The sequence below is a fragment of the Bradyrhizobium sp. 956_D2_N1_4 genome (assembly GCF_052076025.1).
Classification (GTDB): Bacteria; Pseudomonadota; Alphaproteobacteria; order Rhizobiales; family Xanthobacteraceae; genus Bradyrhizobium; species Bradyrhizobium barranii.
On record NZ_CP197237.1, the window covers coordinates 5370761 to 5384635 of the forward strand.

15 protein-coding genes are annotated in these 13875 nt (G+C 63.0%); 14 read left to right on the top strand and 1 reads right to left on the bottom strand.

Annotated features, from left to right (window positions below; all coding sequences use genetic code 11):
• The first annotated feature begins 331 nt into the window (after positions 1-331).
• The 7 genes from AB7535_RS25480 (at position 332) to AB7535_RS25510 (ending at position 5168) form a co-directional block, all read left to right on the top strand.
• A complete protein-coding gene (locus tag AB7535_RS25480) occupies positions 332-853 on the top strand; it encodes a Na+/H+ antiporter subunit E (protein ID WP_166343463.1) in 522 nt (173 codons plus the stop codon).
• Positions 846-1136, top strand: coding sequence for a monovalent cation/H+ antiporter complex subunit F (locus tag AB7535_RS25485; RefSeq protein WP_071911305.1), 291 nt, complete (start codon positions 846-848; stop codon positions 1134-1136). The genes AB7535_RS25480 and AB7535_RS25485 overlap by 8 nt, the downstream gene beginning before the upstream one ends.
• Positions 1133-1426: a cation:proton antiporter gene (locus AB7535_RS25490; protein ID WP_028152034.1), complete on the top strand. Its 294-nt coding sequence runs from the start codon at positions 1133-1135 to the stop codon at positions 1424-1426. Before AB7535_RS25485 ends, AB7535_RS25490 begins: the two co-directional genes overlap by 4 nt.
• An 11-nt stretch (positions 1427-1437) precedes the next feature.
• Positions 1438-2367: an MnhB domain-containing protein gene (locus tag AB7535_RS25495; protein ID WP_439037086.1), complete on the top strand. Its 930-nt coding sequence runs from the start codon at positions 1438-1440 to the stop codon at positions 2365-2367.
• Positions 2364-2705 (top strand): NADH-quinone oxidoreductase subunit K, encoded by a 342-nt coding sequence (locus AB7535_RS25500; RefSeq protein WP_014493399.1) that lies wholly within the window; start codon positions 2364-2366, stop codon positions 2703-2705. Before AB7535_RS25495 ends, AB7535_RS25500 begins: the two co-directional genes overlap by 4 nt.
• A 23-nt stretch (positions 2706-2728) precedes the next feature.
• Entirely contained in the window at positions 2729-4477 is a 1749-nt protein-coding gene (locus AB7535_RS25505) for a complex I subunit 5 family protein (protein ID WP_439037087.1), read from the top strand.
• A gap of 187 nt (positions 4478-4664) precedes the next feature.
• A complete protein-coding gene (locus tag AB7535_RS25510) occupies positions 4665-5168 on the top strand; it encodes a DUF1269 domain-containing protein (protein WP_439037088.1) in 504 nt (167 codons plus the stop codon).
• Positions 5169-5174: 6 nt separating this feature from the next.
• Here AB7535_RS25510 and AB7535_RS25515 read toward each other — a convergent pair whose 3' ends face one another.
• On the bottom strand, positions 5175-5885 hold the full coding sequence (locus tag AB7535_RS25515; RefSeq protein WP_063981774.1) for a Bax inhibitor-1/YccA family protein: 711 nt from the start codon (positions 5883-5885) through the stop codon (positions 5175-5177).
• Positions 5886-6125: 240 nt separating this feature from the next.
• On the opposite strand from AB7535_RS25515, the gene AB7535_RS25520 reads away from it, so the two are divergent.
• The 7 genes from AB7535_RS25520 to AB7535_RS25550 all read left to right on the top strand — a co-directional run bounded on the left by AB7535_RS25520 (position 6126) and on the right by AB7535_RS25550 (position 13466).
• Positions 6126-6323, top strand: coding sequence for a DUF6894 family protein (locus tag AB7535_RS25520; protein WP_439037089.1), 198 nt, complete (start codon positions 6126-6128; stop codon positions 6321-6323).
• A gap of 231 nt (positions 6324-6554) precedes the next feature.
• A complete protein-coding gene (locus AB7535_RS25525) occupies positions 6555-6791 on the top strand; it encodes a hypothetical protein (RefSeq protein ID WP_071911297.1) in 237 nt (78 codons plus the stop codon).
• Between the two features lie 51 nt (positions 6792-6842).
• On the top strand, positions 6843-7979 hold the full coding sequence (locus tag AB7535_RS25530; RefSeq protein ID WP_439037090.1) for an AI-2E family transporter: 1137 nt from the start codon (positions 6843-6845) through the stop codon (positions 7977-7979).
• Positions 7976-8575: a hypothetical protein gene (locus AB7535_RS25535; protein ID WP_063981771.1), complete on the top strand. Its 600-nt coding sequence runs from the start codon at positions 7976-7978 to the stop codon at positions 8573-8575. The genes AB7535_RS25530 and AB7535_RS25535 overlap by 4 nt, the downstream gene beginning before the upstream one ends.
• Positions 8576-9061 carry a DUF992 domain-containing protein gene (locus AB7535_RS25540; RefSeq protein WP_071911293.1) on the top strand — a complete coding sequence of 162 codons (486 nt, stop codon included), beginning with the start codon at positions 8576-8578 and terminating at the stop codon, positions 9059-9061.
• A gap of 35 nt (positions 9062-9096) precedes the next feature.
• The gene (locus AB7535_RS25545) at positions 9097-10341 is read left to right on the top strand and encodes an efflux RND transporter periplasmic adaptor subunit (RefSeq protein ID WP_247303817.1); all 1245 of its coding nucleotides are present in this window, start codon (positions 9097-9099) and stop codon (positions 10339-10341) included.
• Positions 10338-13466 (top strand): efflux RND transporter permease subunit, encoded by a 3129-nt coding sequence (locus AB7535_RS25550; protein WP_439037091.1) that lies wholly within the window; start codon positions 10338-10340, stop codon positions 13464-13466. The genes AB7535_RS25545 and AB7535_RS25550 overlap by 4 nt, the downstream gene beginning before the upstream one ends.
• Positions 13467-13875 lie beyond the last annotated feature (409 nt).

Here is a 13875-nt window from a genome sequence, read left to right on the forward strand (position 1 = left end):
GCCGGGAGGATTGCTCAGTCCGCAGTCGCATTTTCCCCGGTACCGCCATCCGCATTTTTGCCGAAGGAGTCCGCCGTCAACATCGGTAAATCTACTCGGTGGCGCCGGATGGAATCCGTGCTCGGCCATCAGCAGATTCCTGAGACATGATCAGGCAATCACCCGATGTCGCCGGTTCCGTCCACGACGCATGATGCAATCGTCAGGTGAAGCAGTCGCGACCCCTGCCGCGGCTCCGCCGTTTAAATTCTCGTCTGGGGCGCGCAAACGCGCTTCCTCAAAGCACGGCAGACCCGGACGACACAATCCGGGAGCAACCGAGGAAACCGGGATGACAGGGTCCTCAGGTGATCGATATGGGCGTGCCGTCGTCGCGGTTGGAGGATCGTGGCGAACTGCGACTTTCAGAGCCGCATTTTTCCTTTGCCTCTGGCTCGTGCTTGCCGGCGCCAATCCGACAGATATTCCTGCCGCGGCGGCAGCAATCGCGGCAGCAACCTGGACAAGCCTGCATCTGCTGGAGCCGAGCAGATCCCGGCGGTCAATTCCTGCCATGGTCCGCCTGGCGCTGCTTTTCCTATACCAATCGGTGGTCGCCGGCGTAGACGTCGCACGCCGCGCGCTCGATCCCCGGCTGCCGCTGCGGCCGGGATTTGTGTTCTATCCGACCGGCCTCTCACGCGGGATGCAACGGAACGTGTTCACGACACTCACCAGCCTTTTGCCTGGCACTGTGCCAACCGGGGAGGAGAGCGGGCAGCTCGTCTATCACTGTCTCGACGTCGAGCAACCGGTCGTTGCCGAACTTGCCGCGGAGGAAGCGGCGTTGGTTCGGGCCCTCTACAATGACTGAATTCCTCACTGCCGCAGTCGGCTTGATCCTGGCGATGCTGGGGCTCGGGCTGGTCTCCATCTTGCGTGGCCCGACAGATGCCGACCGGATGATGGCGGCGCAACTGATCGGGACTGCCGGCATTGCCGTCTTGCTGCTGCTCGGCACCGTGACAGGCGTGCCGGCGGCCGTCGACGTGGCATTGATACTGGCACTGCTCGCCACTTTCGCATCCATCGCATTCGTCAAGAAGGGGCTCTCCCGCCTCGAAACCGATGGGGCCGATCCGGGGGAGGACAGATGAGCGTCGCACGCGACATCATCACGGTTGCGGGAGTGTCCGCAGGCGTATTCTTCTTTTTCGCCGGCACCGTCGGCCTTCTTCGCTTTCCCGACACCCTGACTCGTCTGCACGCGCTCAGCAAGGCCGATAACCTCGGCCTGGGTTTCGTCGTGCTCGGGCTGCTCCCCCAAACAGGAGGCCTGCGCGACGGACTGAAGCTGATCAGCATCTGGATGTTCGTGCTGCTCGCGGGCGCCACCGTCTCCCAATTGATCGCGCGCACGGCACGTCAGAGCGGGTCAGGCAAATGAACATCGCAACAGTGTTCGAGATCGCGCTCGCCGCCGTGGTGCTGGGCCTCGCCATCTGGACGATCGCCGTCCCCGACACCTATTCGGCCACGGTCGGTTTCATCGCCTACGGACTGCTGGTTGCGCTGATCTGGGTCCGTCTTGACGCCGTCGATGTCGCGCTGACCGAGGCTGCAATTGGCGGAGGCCTGGGCGGCGTCGTGCTGTTGGGTGCGGCGGCCCGGCTGCGCGATACCGAGGCGATGACAACGGAAGGGCCCAGCCTGATCGTGCGCTTGAGCGCGGCCATACTGTCCGCGTCGATCGCGGCAGCGCTGGCCGTCACGATCCTGCTGCTGCCCGATCCGGCGCCAACGCTCGCGCCCGCCGTCGTCGCGAATGCCGGGGCGACCGGAATGACCAACCCCGTCACCAACGTGCTCATGGCATTCCGCGGAATGGACACCATGCTCGAGAAGGTCGTGCTCCTGCTCGCCATCGTCGGTGTCTGGTCGCTTGCGTCGGACCAGGCCTGGGGCGGTCGTCCCGGACCACGCCACCAGGCTGATCCAAATGGTGTTCTCGCTTTTCTTGCGCGCCTGTTGCCACCCGCCGGCATCGTCGTCGGCATTTACATCCTGTGGACGGGCGCTGATCACCCCGGCGGAGCATTTCAGGGCGGCGCGGTTCTTGCATCGATGTGGCTGCTGGTGATCATGGCCGGGTTGGTGGATACCCCGCCCGTGCGCAGTCGATGGCTACGTCTCATCCTGGTGGGCGGCCCCGGCCTGTTCCTTGCCGTCGGCCTTGGCGGGCTCTGTTTTGGGGCGGCGTTCCTTGCCTATCCCGTTGCGTTCGCCAAGCCGCTAATTCTGAGCATTGAGGTCGCGATGCTCCTGACGATCGCGACGACGCTCGGCCTGCTGCTCGCCGGTGCACCTGAAAGGAGCGCTGAGCGATGAGCGCCGTGACGGTTTTCGGACTATGCGCCGCCGCGGCGGTCGGGCTCGGGCTCTACGGCCTGATTGCCAATCCGCAACCGCTTCGCAAGATCATCGCATTCAACCTGCTCGGCAGCGGCGTGTTTCTTCTGTTCGGCATCGTCGGGCGGCGAGGCGCCGCAGCGGGCTTTGGCAACGACCCGGTGCCGCAGGCCCTGGTGATCACAGGAGTCGTGGTCGCGTTTTCCGCAACGGCTCTGGCGATAGCCTTGTTGCTGCGGCTTTTTCAGATCGCAGGCTCCACGACGCTCAACAGTCGGGCGGCGGCTAGCCCGCGCTCCGATCCGTCCGGTCACTGATGCTGCCCCCCGCCCCCGCGCTGGTGACCAACGCCGGCGGCTTCCTGCTGGTGCTGTCGATCGTCGTGCCGGTCGCGGGCGTCTTGCTGGCGTTCGCTCTCGGCCAGCGCTACGTCCGGCAGGTTGCCTCCACGGTCGTACCGATCGGGTTGGCGATTGCTGTCGCCGTTCTCGTGCTCTTGCCGCGGAGCGACGGCCACCTCGTCTACCTGCTCGGCGCCTGGCCACCGCCGCTCGGCGTAGCCCTCCGCGCGGACGGATTGTCGGCGGTCATGCTCGCGACGACGGCGGTCGTGATCTGCGCGGTCGCCATTTTTGCCGCAACCGATTTTCGTCCCCAATCTGTCGAAGCGCGCGCACCTTTCGCATTCTGGATCCTGCTTCTGGCAATCTGGGGTGCGCTGAACACGATCTTCGTCGCGGGAGACCTCTTCACGCTGTATGTTGCGCTGGAATTGCTGACGTTCGCCGCGGTGCCTCTGGTCTCTCTCGACGGTCGCGCGGAGACGCTTCGGGCCGCGCTGCGGTATCTGCTCTTCGCACTGCTCGGCTCGGTCCTCTACCTGATGGGCACCGCGCTGCTCTATGGTATCTACGGCACCCTTGATATCGAGTTGTTGTCGCATCGCGTGAGCGCGGACTCCGGCGTGCTCATCGCGGCAGCCTTGATGACGACCGGTCTCCTCGCAAAAACTGCACTCTTTCCGTTGCACCTCTGGCTGCCGCCCGCTCACGCCGGCGCACCGGCCGCAGCTAGCGCGATCCTGTCCGCCTTGGTCGTGAAGGGATCGTTCTTCATCCTTGTGCGGCTCTGGTTCGACGTCATGCCGGGTTTGCCCGGCTTGGCTGCCGCACAATTGCTCGCAGCGCTGGGAACCGGAGCGATCTTATTCGGAAGCGTTGTCGCTCTCCGGCAAGAGCGCCTCAAGCTCCTGATTGCATATTCGACGCTGGCTCAGATTGGATATCTCTTCCTGATGTTTCCTCTTGCGTTCGGCGCGTCCGGGAAGCTCGAAAGTGACCAGGCCCTGGCGGGCGGCCTGTTGCAGGCAGTTTCCCATGCGACTGCCAAGGCGGCGATGTTCATGGCCGTCGGATCAATCTACACCGGGCTCGGCCACGATCGCATCACCGGGCTGCGAGGTGTCGCGCGCGCCCTGCCCTTGAGCGTCCTGGCGTTCGCGATTGGCGGCATCGCCTTGATGGGTGTTCAACCGAGCGGAGCGTCACTCGCGAAGGAGTTATTGCTCCAGGACACGGCGAGGACGGGGCAGTGGTGGTGGGCCGTCGTGCTCCAGGCCGGCGGAATGTTCACGACCGCCTATGTCGTACTAGTCCTGTCCCATGCGTTCGCGCCATCAGACCAGCCGATTACCCTCATCGGCCCAGCACCGCTCAGCCGGGACCTTGCTGCACTTGCCTTGGCCCTCTGTTCTCTGTTCCTTGGCTTGCTGCCCTGGGATTCGTATTTGCCGGTCCCGTATGATGCCACATCGAAGCTGTTCGGCATCGACGCGCTATCCAAATTGCTCCTGCCTGTGCTGGGAGGGGCGGCGCTCGCGATCCTGCTCAGCCCGTGGCCACACCCGCTGGGCTCATCCGCGGCCTGGAAAGCGCTCATGAGAGTGGTCGGTCCGCTCCGGCGCGGCTGTCTTAGATTCGGCAGCCTTATCGAAAGAGGCGACGAAGTTCTCCGTCAATGGTCCGCCGCGGGCATCTCCCTGCTCCTGGTGTCGCTGCTGCTCGCCGCGTCGATGTTCGCCGCAAATTGAAGACTCAGAACAGCCGGATCGCGCAGATCGGGCCGAGGGATTCCCCTGCTCTAATGATCCGGAACATTCTCTCCCGCGCCCAAGGGTTTTCTCGGATGTCGAGCTTGCAATTCGCCGTTTAGTCTCCGCGCCATGCAGTTGGCATCAGTCTTCCCGCTGTCCCTGCGGGAATGCCCAGGAGGTCTCCATGTCTGATCTGGTTGCGATCGTATACCCGACCGAAGCAAAGGCCGAAGAAGTCCGAACTCGGCTGCTCAACCTGCAAAAGGAATATTTGATCACCATCAGTGACGCCGTGATCGCCGTCAAGGCCGAGAACGGCAACATCAAGCTCAACCAGCTCGTCAACACCACAGCGACGGGCGCGATTACCGGCAGCTTCTGGGGACTCCTGGTCGGCGTGCTCTTCCTCAATCCGATCATCGGTGTCGCGGTCGGCGCTGCGTCCGGCGCGCTTGGAGGCGCCTTGTCCGATTTCGGCATCAACGATTCCTTCATGAAGGAGCTGTCCGCTTCGCTCCACACCGGCAACGCCGCGCTCTTCGTCCTGATCAAGAACATGACGGCAGACAAGGTATTGAAGGAAATCAAGGATGCCGGCGGAGTCGTGTTGAAAACGTCCCTGGACGAGACCAAGGAAAAGATCCTGCGCGATGCGCTCGCCAGCGCGGCGGAGCGGCCGGCGGCCTGAAGCCGCCTACCGCCTACCGCCGAGCAGGCGCAGCAGCATCATGAACAGATTGAGGAAGTTGAGGTAGAGCGACAGTGCCGCGATCACCGACTTACGGCCTGCCGTCGTCGCATCGTCCCTGCTCTCGTACATCGCCTTGATCCGCTGCGTATCATAGGCCGTAAGTCCCGCAAAGACGCCAACGCCGACGATCGAGATCAACCAATCGAGCCCCGTCGACCTCAGGAAAATATTGACCAGGCTTGCGACGATGATGCCGATCAGGCCCATGAACAGGAAGCTGCCGACCGCGGACAGGTCGCGCCTCGTGGTGTAGCCGAAGACGCTGAGTGCCCCGAACATCGCGGCCGCGATGAAGAACACGCGCGTGATCGAGGCGCTGGTGTAGATGTGCAGCAGCGTCGAGAGCGAGACGCCGACCAGCGCGGCATAGACGAAGAACAGAATGCGCGCCGTTTCCACGGACAGCGTATTGATGCGCGCCCCGATGAAGAACACCAGCCCGAGTGGCGCCAGGATGAAAACCCACATCAACGGGCTCTCAAGCAATGCGGGACCCATGAGCTGATACGTCAGCCACGCCACAATTGCAGTCAGGCCCACGCCCGCGGCCATATAATTGTAGATGCGCAGCATGTAGGCGCGCAATCCGGGATCGATCGCTAGCGCGCCGCCACCAGTGCCTGAGGCAGTCAGATTCGGATCATAATTCGACATCGCTTGCCTCCTCGGATTGGTTCACATGAACAAACCAAGCTAGCGGTCCGGCCCCTGCGGGGACATCGGATGATCACCCGAGCGCCGGAAGATATATCACCCTATCTCGGGATACCCGTATCCGCCAGAGCGACTTACCGAAACGTAACCTTGGGTTGCCCCTGGCTTCTCATCCTTTTTGCCTGGACTCTTACACCTTTGTCACTGGAAGCTGGTCACGCACCGTCCTAATCCGTTCGCATGCGCTACTTCTTTCACATCGTCGACAAAAACGGCCTTTGTCCGGACGGAATTGGATGCGAGTGCGCCGACCATGACGCCGCCGTTCTGCACGCCAGGCATATCGCGACTGAACTCGCCAAGGCAGGCGAGTTGTTCCGCGCGAGCTTCGTGCTGGTCGCCCCGGCCGCCGCGCCCGGATCGGAAAGTCCTCATTAGAGGCGGTCGACCGATTTCCTGCCTCGCCCTCTACATAGAATCCCTGATGCGCCGACCGAGAAGCTGCCTCTAGTCTCGTAACCGAGGGTGGCCGGCCTACCCCGTTCAAATTCGCCCCTTCCGCCCACCTCATCTCCGGGGTTGAGGCTCGCCGCACGCGTCCGCGTCTATGCGTTGGCCGTCGGCGCTATCTCGATCTGAAGTGTTGTTGTGGGTCAGCTGGAGACAAACATGAATGTCCGGACCATTTGCGGTGCCTTGATCCTTGCCGGATCGATTGCGACCGCGCAGTCGACCAGTTCCCAGGCGCAGACGACCGATCCGGCCGCATCCGTGCCAAAGCAGGTCACCACACCTGCCCCAAGCACCGCCGCGCCAAATACGAATACGAACCCCACCAAGCATCGCTACTGGCGTCATCGCGGCGGCTCGCATCCCCATTATGGCAGCCGCCGTGTTCGCACCTGAGCCCCGGCGCGACAGTTCGTCATTGCAATCCGCCGCCGAGACACCCGATCGATGAGCGACGTGAGGACAGGACAAGAGCAACCGCGCGAGGTCGTGGTCCGTGAGCCTCCAGACCAGGGCATGACCGACAGGCGGCGCGGCTTTCTCGCAACGGGTCTCGCCCTGCTCGCCACTTGCGTTGCTCTCTTCCTCGTATGGCAAACCGCCTCGAGTCTTCTCATCATCTTCGCAGGCGTACTGTTTGCTGCCTTTCTGGATGCCGCCGCACGCGCACTGGCGCTACTAATTCCACTCAATCGTGTCTGGCGGCTGACATTCGTGCTGCTGCTGCTCACCACCTTGGTCGGACTAGGCCTCGTCTGGGGAGGCGGCAAGCTGCCGGAGCAAACACGCATCCTGCTGAAGGTCATGGACACCCAGTTCGACGTCTTGCAGCAACGCCTTCTGACCTACGGCGTCGATCTGCTTGGTCCGGAATCGGGGCGCGATTTTGCGCAATGGCTGCTGTCCGATCGAGGCCGGTTCTTCAGCCACGCCCAGCTCGTCGTTGGCAGAGCGTCGAGCTTTCTGACCGGTGTGCTGGTGATCGCGTTCCTCGGTATCCTCTTCGCCTTTGATCCCACCAGCCATCGCGAGAGTCTGGTGATGCTGGCGAAGCCTTCCTATCGCGCCCGAACACGCGCCGTAATGAACGAGATGGGAAACGTCCTGCGGCTGTGGTTCGTCGGACAGCTGATCCGCATCATCCTAATGACACTGTGCGTGTGGGTCGCGCTCTATCTGATCGGGCTTCCCGGCCCCTTCGTGCTTGGGCTGCAGGCGGGCCTTTCCAACTTCGTTCCGTATCTGGGACCCATCCTTGCCGCGATCCCGATCGCGCTTGTCGCGATGCCGCTCGGCGCATCGCTGCTGATCTGGGCCGTCGTCATCTACACAATCATTCAATCGATCGAGGGCTATGTGATAGGCCCGTTGATCCAGCGCCAGGCGGTCGAAATTCCTCCCGCATGGACATTGGTCGCGATCGTACTGTTGGGCGCAATGCTGGGCGTGATGGGTATCGCACTCGCCATGCCGCTGGTCGCCGTCGGCCGGGTCGCGATCATTAGATTCTACGTCGAGGATTACCTCGGCGATAGCAGCGGTCGCATGTCCAACAAGGGACCGTCGCAAATGGGCGCGCCATGAGCGAGATTCGAGCCGAACGGAACAATGGAATGGAGCCATCCCCGGCGCACGCGCGGATGACACATTTTCTGTGGCAGCAACTTCCCTACATCATCGCACTGGTGCTCGCCGTCGCGGGCGTCGCCTATACCAACGCCTCTCACCAGCCTCTCGTTGGCTATTGGGAATTTCTCGCGCTGGCCATCGGCGTTGTGTGCGTCATCAACAAATGGCCGGAGGTCGATGGCAAGGAGGCCCGGTGGCGACTGATCTGGACCCAGGCGCTGCACTGGGTTGCCGTCCTGGTCACGATGAACATCATGCTGGTGTCAGGCGTTCAGCAATTGTTGCCGACGCCGGCAACCAGCCTCGTCCTTCTCACGTTACTTGCGCTCGGCACCTTCCTCGCCGGCGTCAGTCTTCTGTCGCCGCAAATTGCCTTCCTCGGCCTTGCGATGGGCGTCACGGTTCCGGCGATATCCTGGTTACAGCAATCCATCATCTTCTTCCTGTTGGGCGCCGTCCTGCTGATCGGCCTCGGCATCACGTTCTGGCTTCGCCAGGATCGCAGCCCAGGGAGTTCGCCCACCGACACCGGAAGTCAAATGGAGGCCTGAATGCGCATTAACCTGCTTCTTGCGATCATCTCTGGATCCGCCTTGATGTGCGCCGACGCCCTGCCCGCACGCGCCGAGGCGTTCAGGGTCGGCCGGCTCGTATGCACCAGCACTCCGCGCGTTGGGCTGGTGCTTGGCTCCGCGCAGGAGCTTCGTTGTATATTCATCACGAGACGCCCGGCCCGGCAGTACGTCTACGACGGACGGATCAGGCGCGTTGGTCTCGACATCGGCGTGACCAGCGCAGGAACCCTCTCATGGGCCGTCTTCGCCAGGAACTCGCGCGTCGGCCCCGGCACGCTGCGCGGGAACTACGTGGGGGCGAGCGGCAATGTCGCGTTCGGCCCCGGTCTCGGAGCGAACGTTCTGATCGGAGGCTCTCGCCGGACGATTACGCTCCAGCCTCTGTCGATCGAGCGATCGATCGGATTGAACCTTGCGGCAGGCGTTACGAACCTGACACTCGGCCCGCGCGGACCGGGATAGCGGCTTGTCCCGCCCCCCGGAGCAAGGAGCGGAAAATGGACCTTGCGGACGTCTCGGTCAGGATGCTGGCGGCGGGTTTCCTGACATTCATCGCTGGCGGCACGGGCTGGTCACAGCCAGCCGCAGGCCCTCCGCCCGCTGTCGGCATCGTGGAAGCGATCAGACGACCGATCACCGAGACCAACGAATTTCTCGGGCGGATCGAGGCGGTCAATCGCGTCAATGTCGTGGCTCGCGTCACCGCATTCCTGGAGCAGCGGTTGTTCGTCGAGGGTGCCGAGCTCAAGAAGGGCGACCCGCTTTACCGGCTTGAGCGCGGTCCGTTCGAGGCCGATCTCGCGTCAAAGCAGGCGCAGGTGGCCCAGCTCCGAGCGATGCTCGAGAACGCCAAGCTGACGACCGACCGGGCGCGTACGCTGCTCAGCGGGCCGGCCGGCCAGCAATCGACCTACGACGCGGCGATCGCCAACCAACGCAGCCTGGAAGCCCAGGTCCAGGCCGCGCAGGCACAAGTCGATGCGTCACAGATCAACCTCGATTACACCATGATCAGCGCGCCGATCGACGGCAAGATCGGACGTACGGCCGTGACCGAAGGCAATGTCGTCGGTCCCAGCTCGGGCGTCCTGACCACGATCGTCAGCCAGGATCCGATGTACGTCACCTTCCCGGTGCCGTTGCGCCAGGGGCTCGAACTACGCGAACGCTATGGTCCGCAGGGAGGCTTGGAAGCCGTGGTGATCCGGCTGCGGCTGCCCAATGGCCGCATGTATGGCAAGTCCGGCAAGCTGGATTTTGTCGACAACACCATCGCCCAGAACACGGACACGATCACCGTGCGCGGCGAGATCGCCAACCCGATCCTGCGCGCGCCGTCCGCCGCGGGCGTAACCGTTCACGAACTGACTGACGGCGAGTTCGTCACGGTCTTGCTGGAAGGTGTCCAGCCCATCGAAGTGTTGGCGGTCCCGCGTTCGGCGGTGCTGTCCGACCAGCAGGGTGACTATGTCCTCGCCGTTGGCGCCGGCGATAAGGCCGAACAACGCCGCATCAAGCTGGGGCAATCGACGCCCACCATCGCCTCCGTCATCAGCGGCCTCGCGGCAGGCGACAAGGTCATCGTCGAAGGCCTGCAAAGAGTTCGTCCGGGTCAGGCGGTTTCTCCGGGCCCGGCGAGCGCGCTGATCCAGTCGAGCATGAAGGCCGGCACAGGCGACGCGCCTTCGCAGCCGGACCATGGCGGTTCAACTGATCCGCGCCCGGGGGACAAAAAGCCATGATGTCCGCCGTGTTCATCGATCGCCCGCGACTTGCGATGGTCGTGGCCTTCATCATCACCATTGCAGGTGCGCTCGCGCTGACACGGATCCCGGTGGCGCAATTTCCGGACATTGTGCCACCGCAGGTCACGGTTGCCGGGACCTTTCCCGGCGCGTCTGCCGAGGTCGTGGAGGCCAGCGTCGCTCAACCGCTCGAAGCGCAAGTGATCGGCGTCGATCGAGCTCTCTACATGAAATCGACGAGCGGCAACGACGGCAGCTACACCCTGACGGTGTCGTTTGCACTCGGCACCGATCCCGACATCAACACCGTCAATGTTAACAACCGGGTGCAGAGCGCGCTGTCGCAATTGCCCACCGAGGTGCAGCAGCAGGGCGTGACCGTGCAAAAGAAATCGTCGGCGATCCTGCAATTTCTGGTGCTTTACAGTACCGACGGCCAGCAAGATCCGCTGTTCATCACCAACTACGCGATCATCAACATACTCGACGCGATCTCCAGCACGCCCGGTGTTGGCCAAGCTAACCTGTTCGCCAAGATGAACTACTCGATGCGGATTTGGTTCGATACGCAGCGGCTGACCAGCCTCAATCTCACGCCCTCGGACGTGATCGCGGCAATTCGAACGCAAAGCGTCCAGGCGCCGGTCGGCCGCATCGGCGCGCGTCCAATCAGCGACGACCAGCAATTCCAGTTCAACGTCCAGACCCTGGGGCGGCTCGCGACGGTCGACCAGTTCGCCAATATCGTGCTGCGCGCCAACCCGGATGGTTCGACGCTGCTCGTCAAGGACGTCGCCCGGGTCGAGATGGGCGCGCAGAACCTCGACAGCGAAGCGCGGATCGACGGGCGCGCCGCGGTGCCTCTCGCGATCTATCTGGCGCCGGGCGCCAATGCCGTGACGACAGCGCAGGCGGTCGCGGCCACGATGCAGCGGCTATCGAAGCGATTCCCGACGGGGTTGAGCTATCTCGTGCAGTACGATTCCACGAGCTTCGTACGGGACACCATCTCGGAGGTTCTGCGGACACTGGGAGAGGCCTTCGTCCTGGTCGTGATCGTGGTTTATTTGTTCCTCGGCAACCTTCGCGCCACGGTGATACCAGCCATTGCCGTACCGGTCAGCCTGGTCGGCACCTTCGCGGTGCTGCTGATGCTTGGCTATTCCGCGAATACCGTGTCACTGCTCGCAATGGTGCTCGCCATCGGCATCGTCGTGGATGACGCCATCGTCGTCGTGGAGAACGTCGAGCGAGTGATGGAGGAGGAACCGGATCTTTCGCCAGTCGAGGCAAGCAAGAAGGCCATGACGCAGATCACGGCACCGATCATCGCGATCACGTTGGTGCTGCTCTCCGTCTTTGTTCCGATCGCCTTCATTCCCGGCATTTCCGGCACGCTGTTTCGGCAATTTGCGGTAACGATCAGCGCCGCCATGATGATTTCGGCACTGAATGCGCTGACCTTGTCGCCCGCCTTGTGCGCGCTGTTCCTGCGGCATACTGGACCCCGGCGCGGCATGATCGGCCACGTTCTTGGCGGCATTGACTGGATCCGAGATCGCTATAGCGGCGGCGTACGACGGCTGCTGCGCGTGGCCAGTCTCTCGCTCATCCTGGTCGCCGTGTTCGCAGCCGGCATCTTCGGGATGTCGCACCTGACGCCGACAGGGTTCCTCCCCGAGGAAGACCAGGGCGCTTTCTTCACTTCGGTGCAGTTGCCGGACGGTGCATCCGTTGCGCGGACCAGTGAAGTCACCAAACAGATCGAGGACGTCCTGAAGGAGATGCCGGCCGTCGACCATGTTCTGGCCATCATCGGTTTCTCCCTGCTTGACGGGGCGTCCGAGCCCAACAGCGCGCTGGTGGTGACGCGCCTCAAGCCGTTTGCCGATCGCAAGGCGGCCGCGGATTCGGTGCAGGCGTTGATCCGGCAGACTTACGCAGCCGGCTCGCAAATCCGGCAGGCCAATGTACTGCCGTTCAATATGCCGCCGATCATCGGACTCTCCACCTCAGGCGGGTTCGAGTACCAGCTCCAGGCGCTGGAAGGACAGAGCCCCGCCGCGATCTCCAGTGTCACGGGTGCGTTGATCGGAGCGGCCAATGCCGATCCGCGGCTGACGCGAGTGTTCTCGACCTTCACCGCGACCAATCCATCGATCTATCTCGACATCGATCGACGCAAGGCGCAGGCACTTGGCGTGACCATCAGCGATATCTTCACGGCCCTTCAGGCGACGCTGGGCGGCATCTACGTCAACAATTTCAACCTCTATGGACGTACCTGGCAGGTCAACGTGCAGGGGGAGGCGCTCGATCGCACCGACCTTTCCGATATCTGGCGCATCTATGTCCGCAATAGCACGGGTCAGATGGTTCCGATGCGGTCGCTCGCCGGCATCAAGATCGTGACCGGGCCTCAGGTCATTACCCGCTACAACAATTATCGTTCAGTGACGGTGAACGGCAGCCCGGCGCCAGGCGTCTCGTCCGGCACCGCGATGGCAGCGATGGCAGAGATCTCCAACAACGTGCTGCCTGCAGGTTACAGTTTCGAGTGGACCGGCACCGCCTATCAGGAGCAACAGGCAGCAGGACAAACCGGGGTGGTGCTCGCGCTCGCCGTGCTGTTCGCCTATCTGTTCCTGGTGGCGCTGTATGAGAGCACGGTGATCCCGATCCCGGTGCTGCTCTCCGTCGTTGTCGGCGTTCTAGGCTCATATATCGGTATTAAAATCGCCGGCCTCAATCTCGATCTGTACGGCCAGATTGGCCTCGTGGTGCTGATCGCGCTTGCCGCCAAGAACGGCATCCTGATCGTGGAATTCGCGAAGGAACGACGGGAAGCCGGCACAGAGCTTGCGGAGGCCGCGATCCAGGGGGCGCATATGCGGTTCCGCGCGGTAATGATGACCTCGGTTGCCTTCATTCTTGGACTCCTCCCGCTCGTACTCGCAACCGGCGCCGCCGAGCTGAGCCGCAGGGCGGTCGGGACCGCTGTCTTTGCCGGCATGCTCGCCGCAAGCTCAATCGGGATTTTTATGGTGCCGATGCTCTACGTCACGTTTCAACGCCTGCGCGAGCGCGCGAAGGCACGACCGGTCCCGGCGCAAACCACGTGACCCGAGTATCCAGGACGGCGGGAATACTGCGAGCCTGTTGCTCAGGGTTTCGACGGATGCCGGCGTTGCCGTTCCCCGCTACCGTAGTCCGTGCTCGAAACTGCGTAACAAGTAGAGAAGAACAATGAACGCTCCCACACGTCGTGCCTTCCTTGGTTTTGCGCAGGGCGCCGTCGCCGCCGCAGCTGTCGGCGCAATCGGCGTTCGTTTCATTGCGTCAGCGGAGGCTATGCCGGTCGCCGCAAATCTGGGACGGGCCGCGATAACCACGGATCTCGCAACGCTGGCGCAGTGGGGTCCTCCGCATGGCCCCGGTTGGGGGCGGTCGCGACCGCGCAGGCGCCGTTGGGTTTGCTGGTGGCATCGCGGTCGCCGCCATTGCGGGTGGCGGTGGAGGTGACCGTCCGCG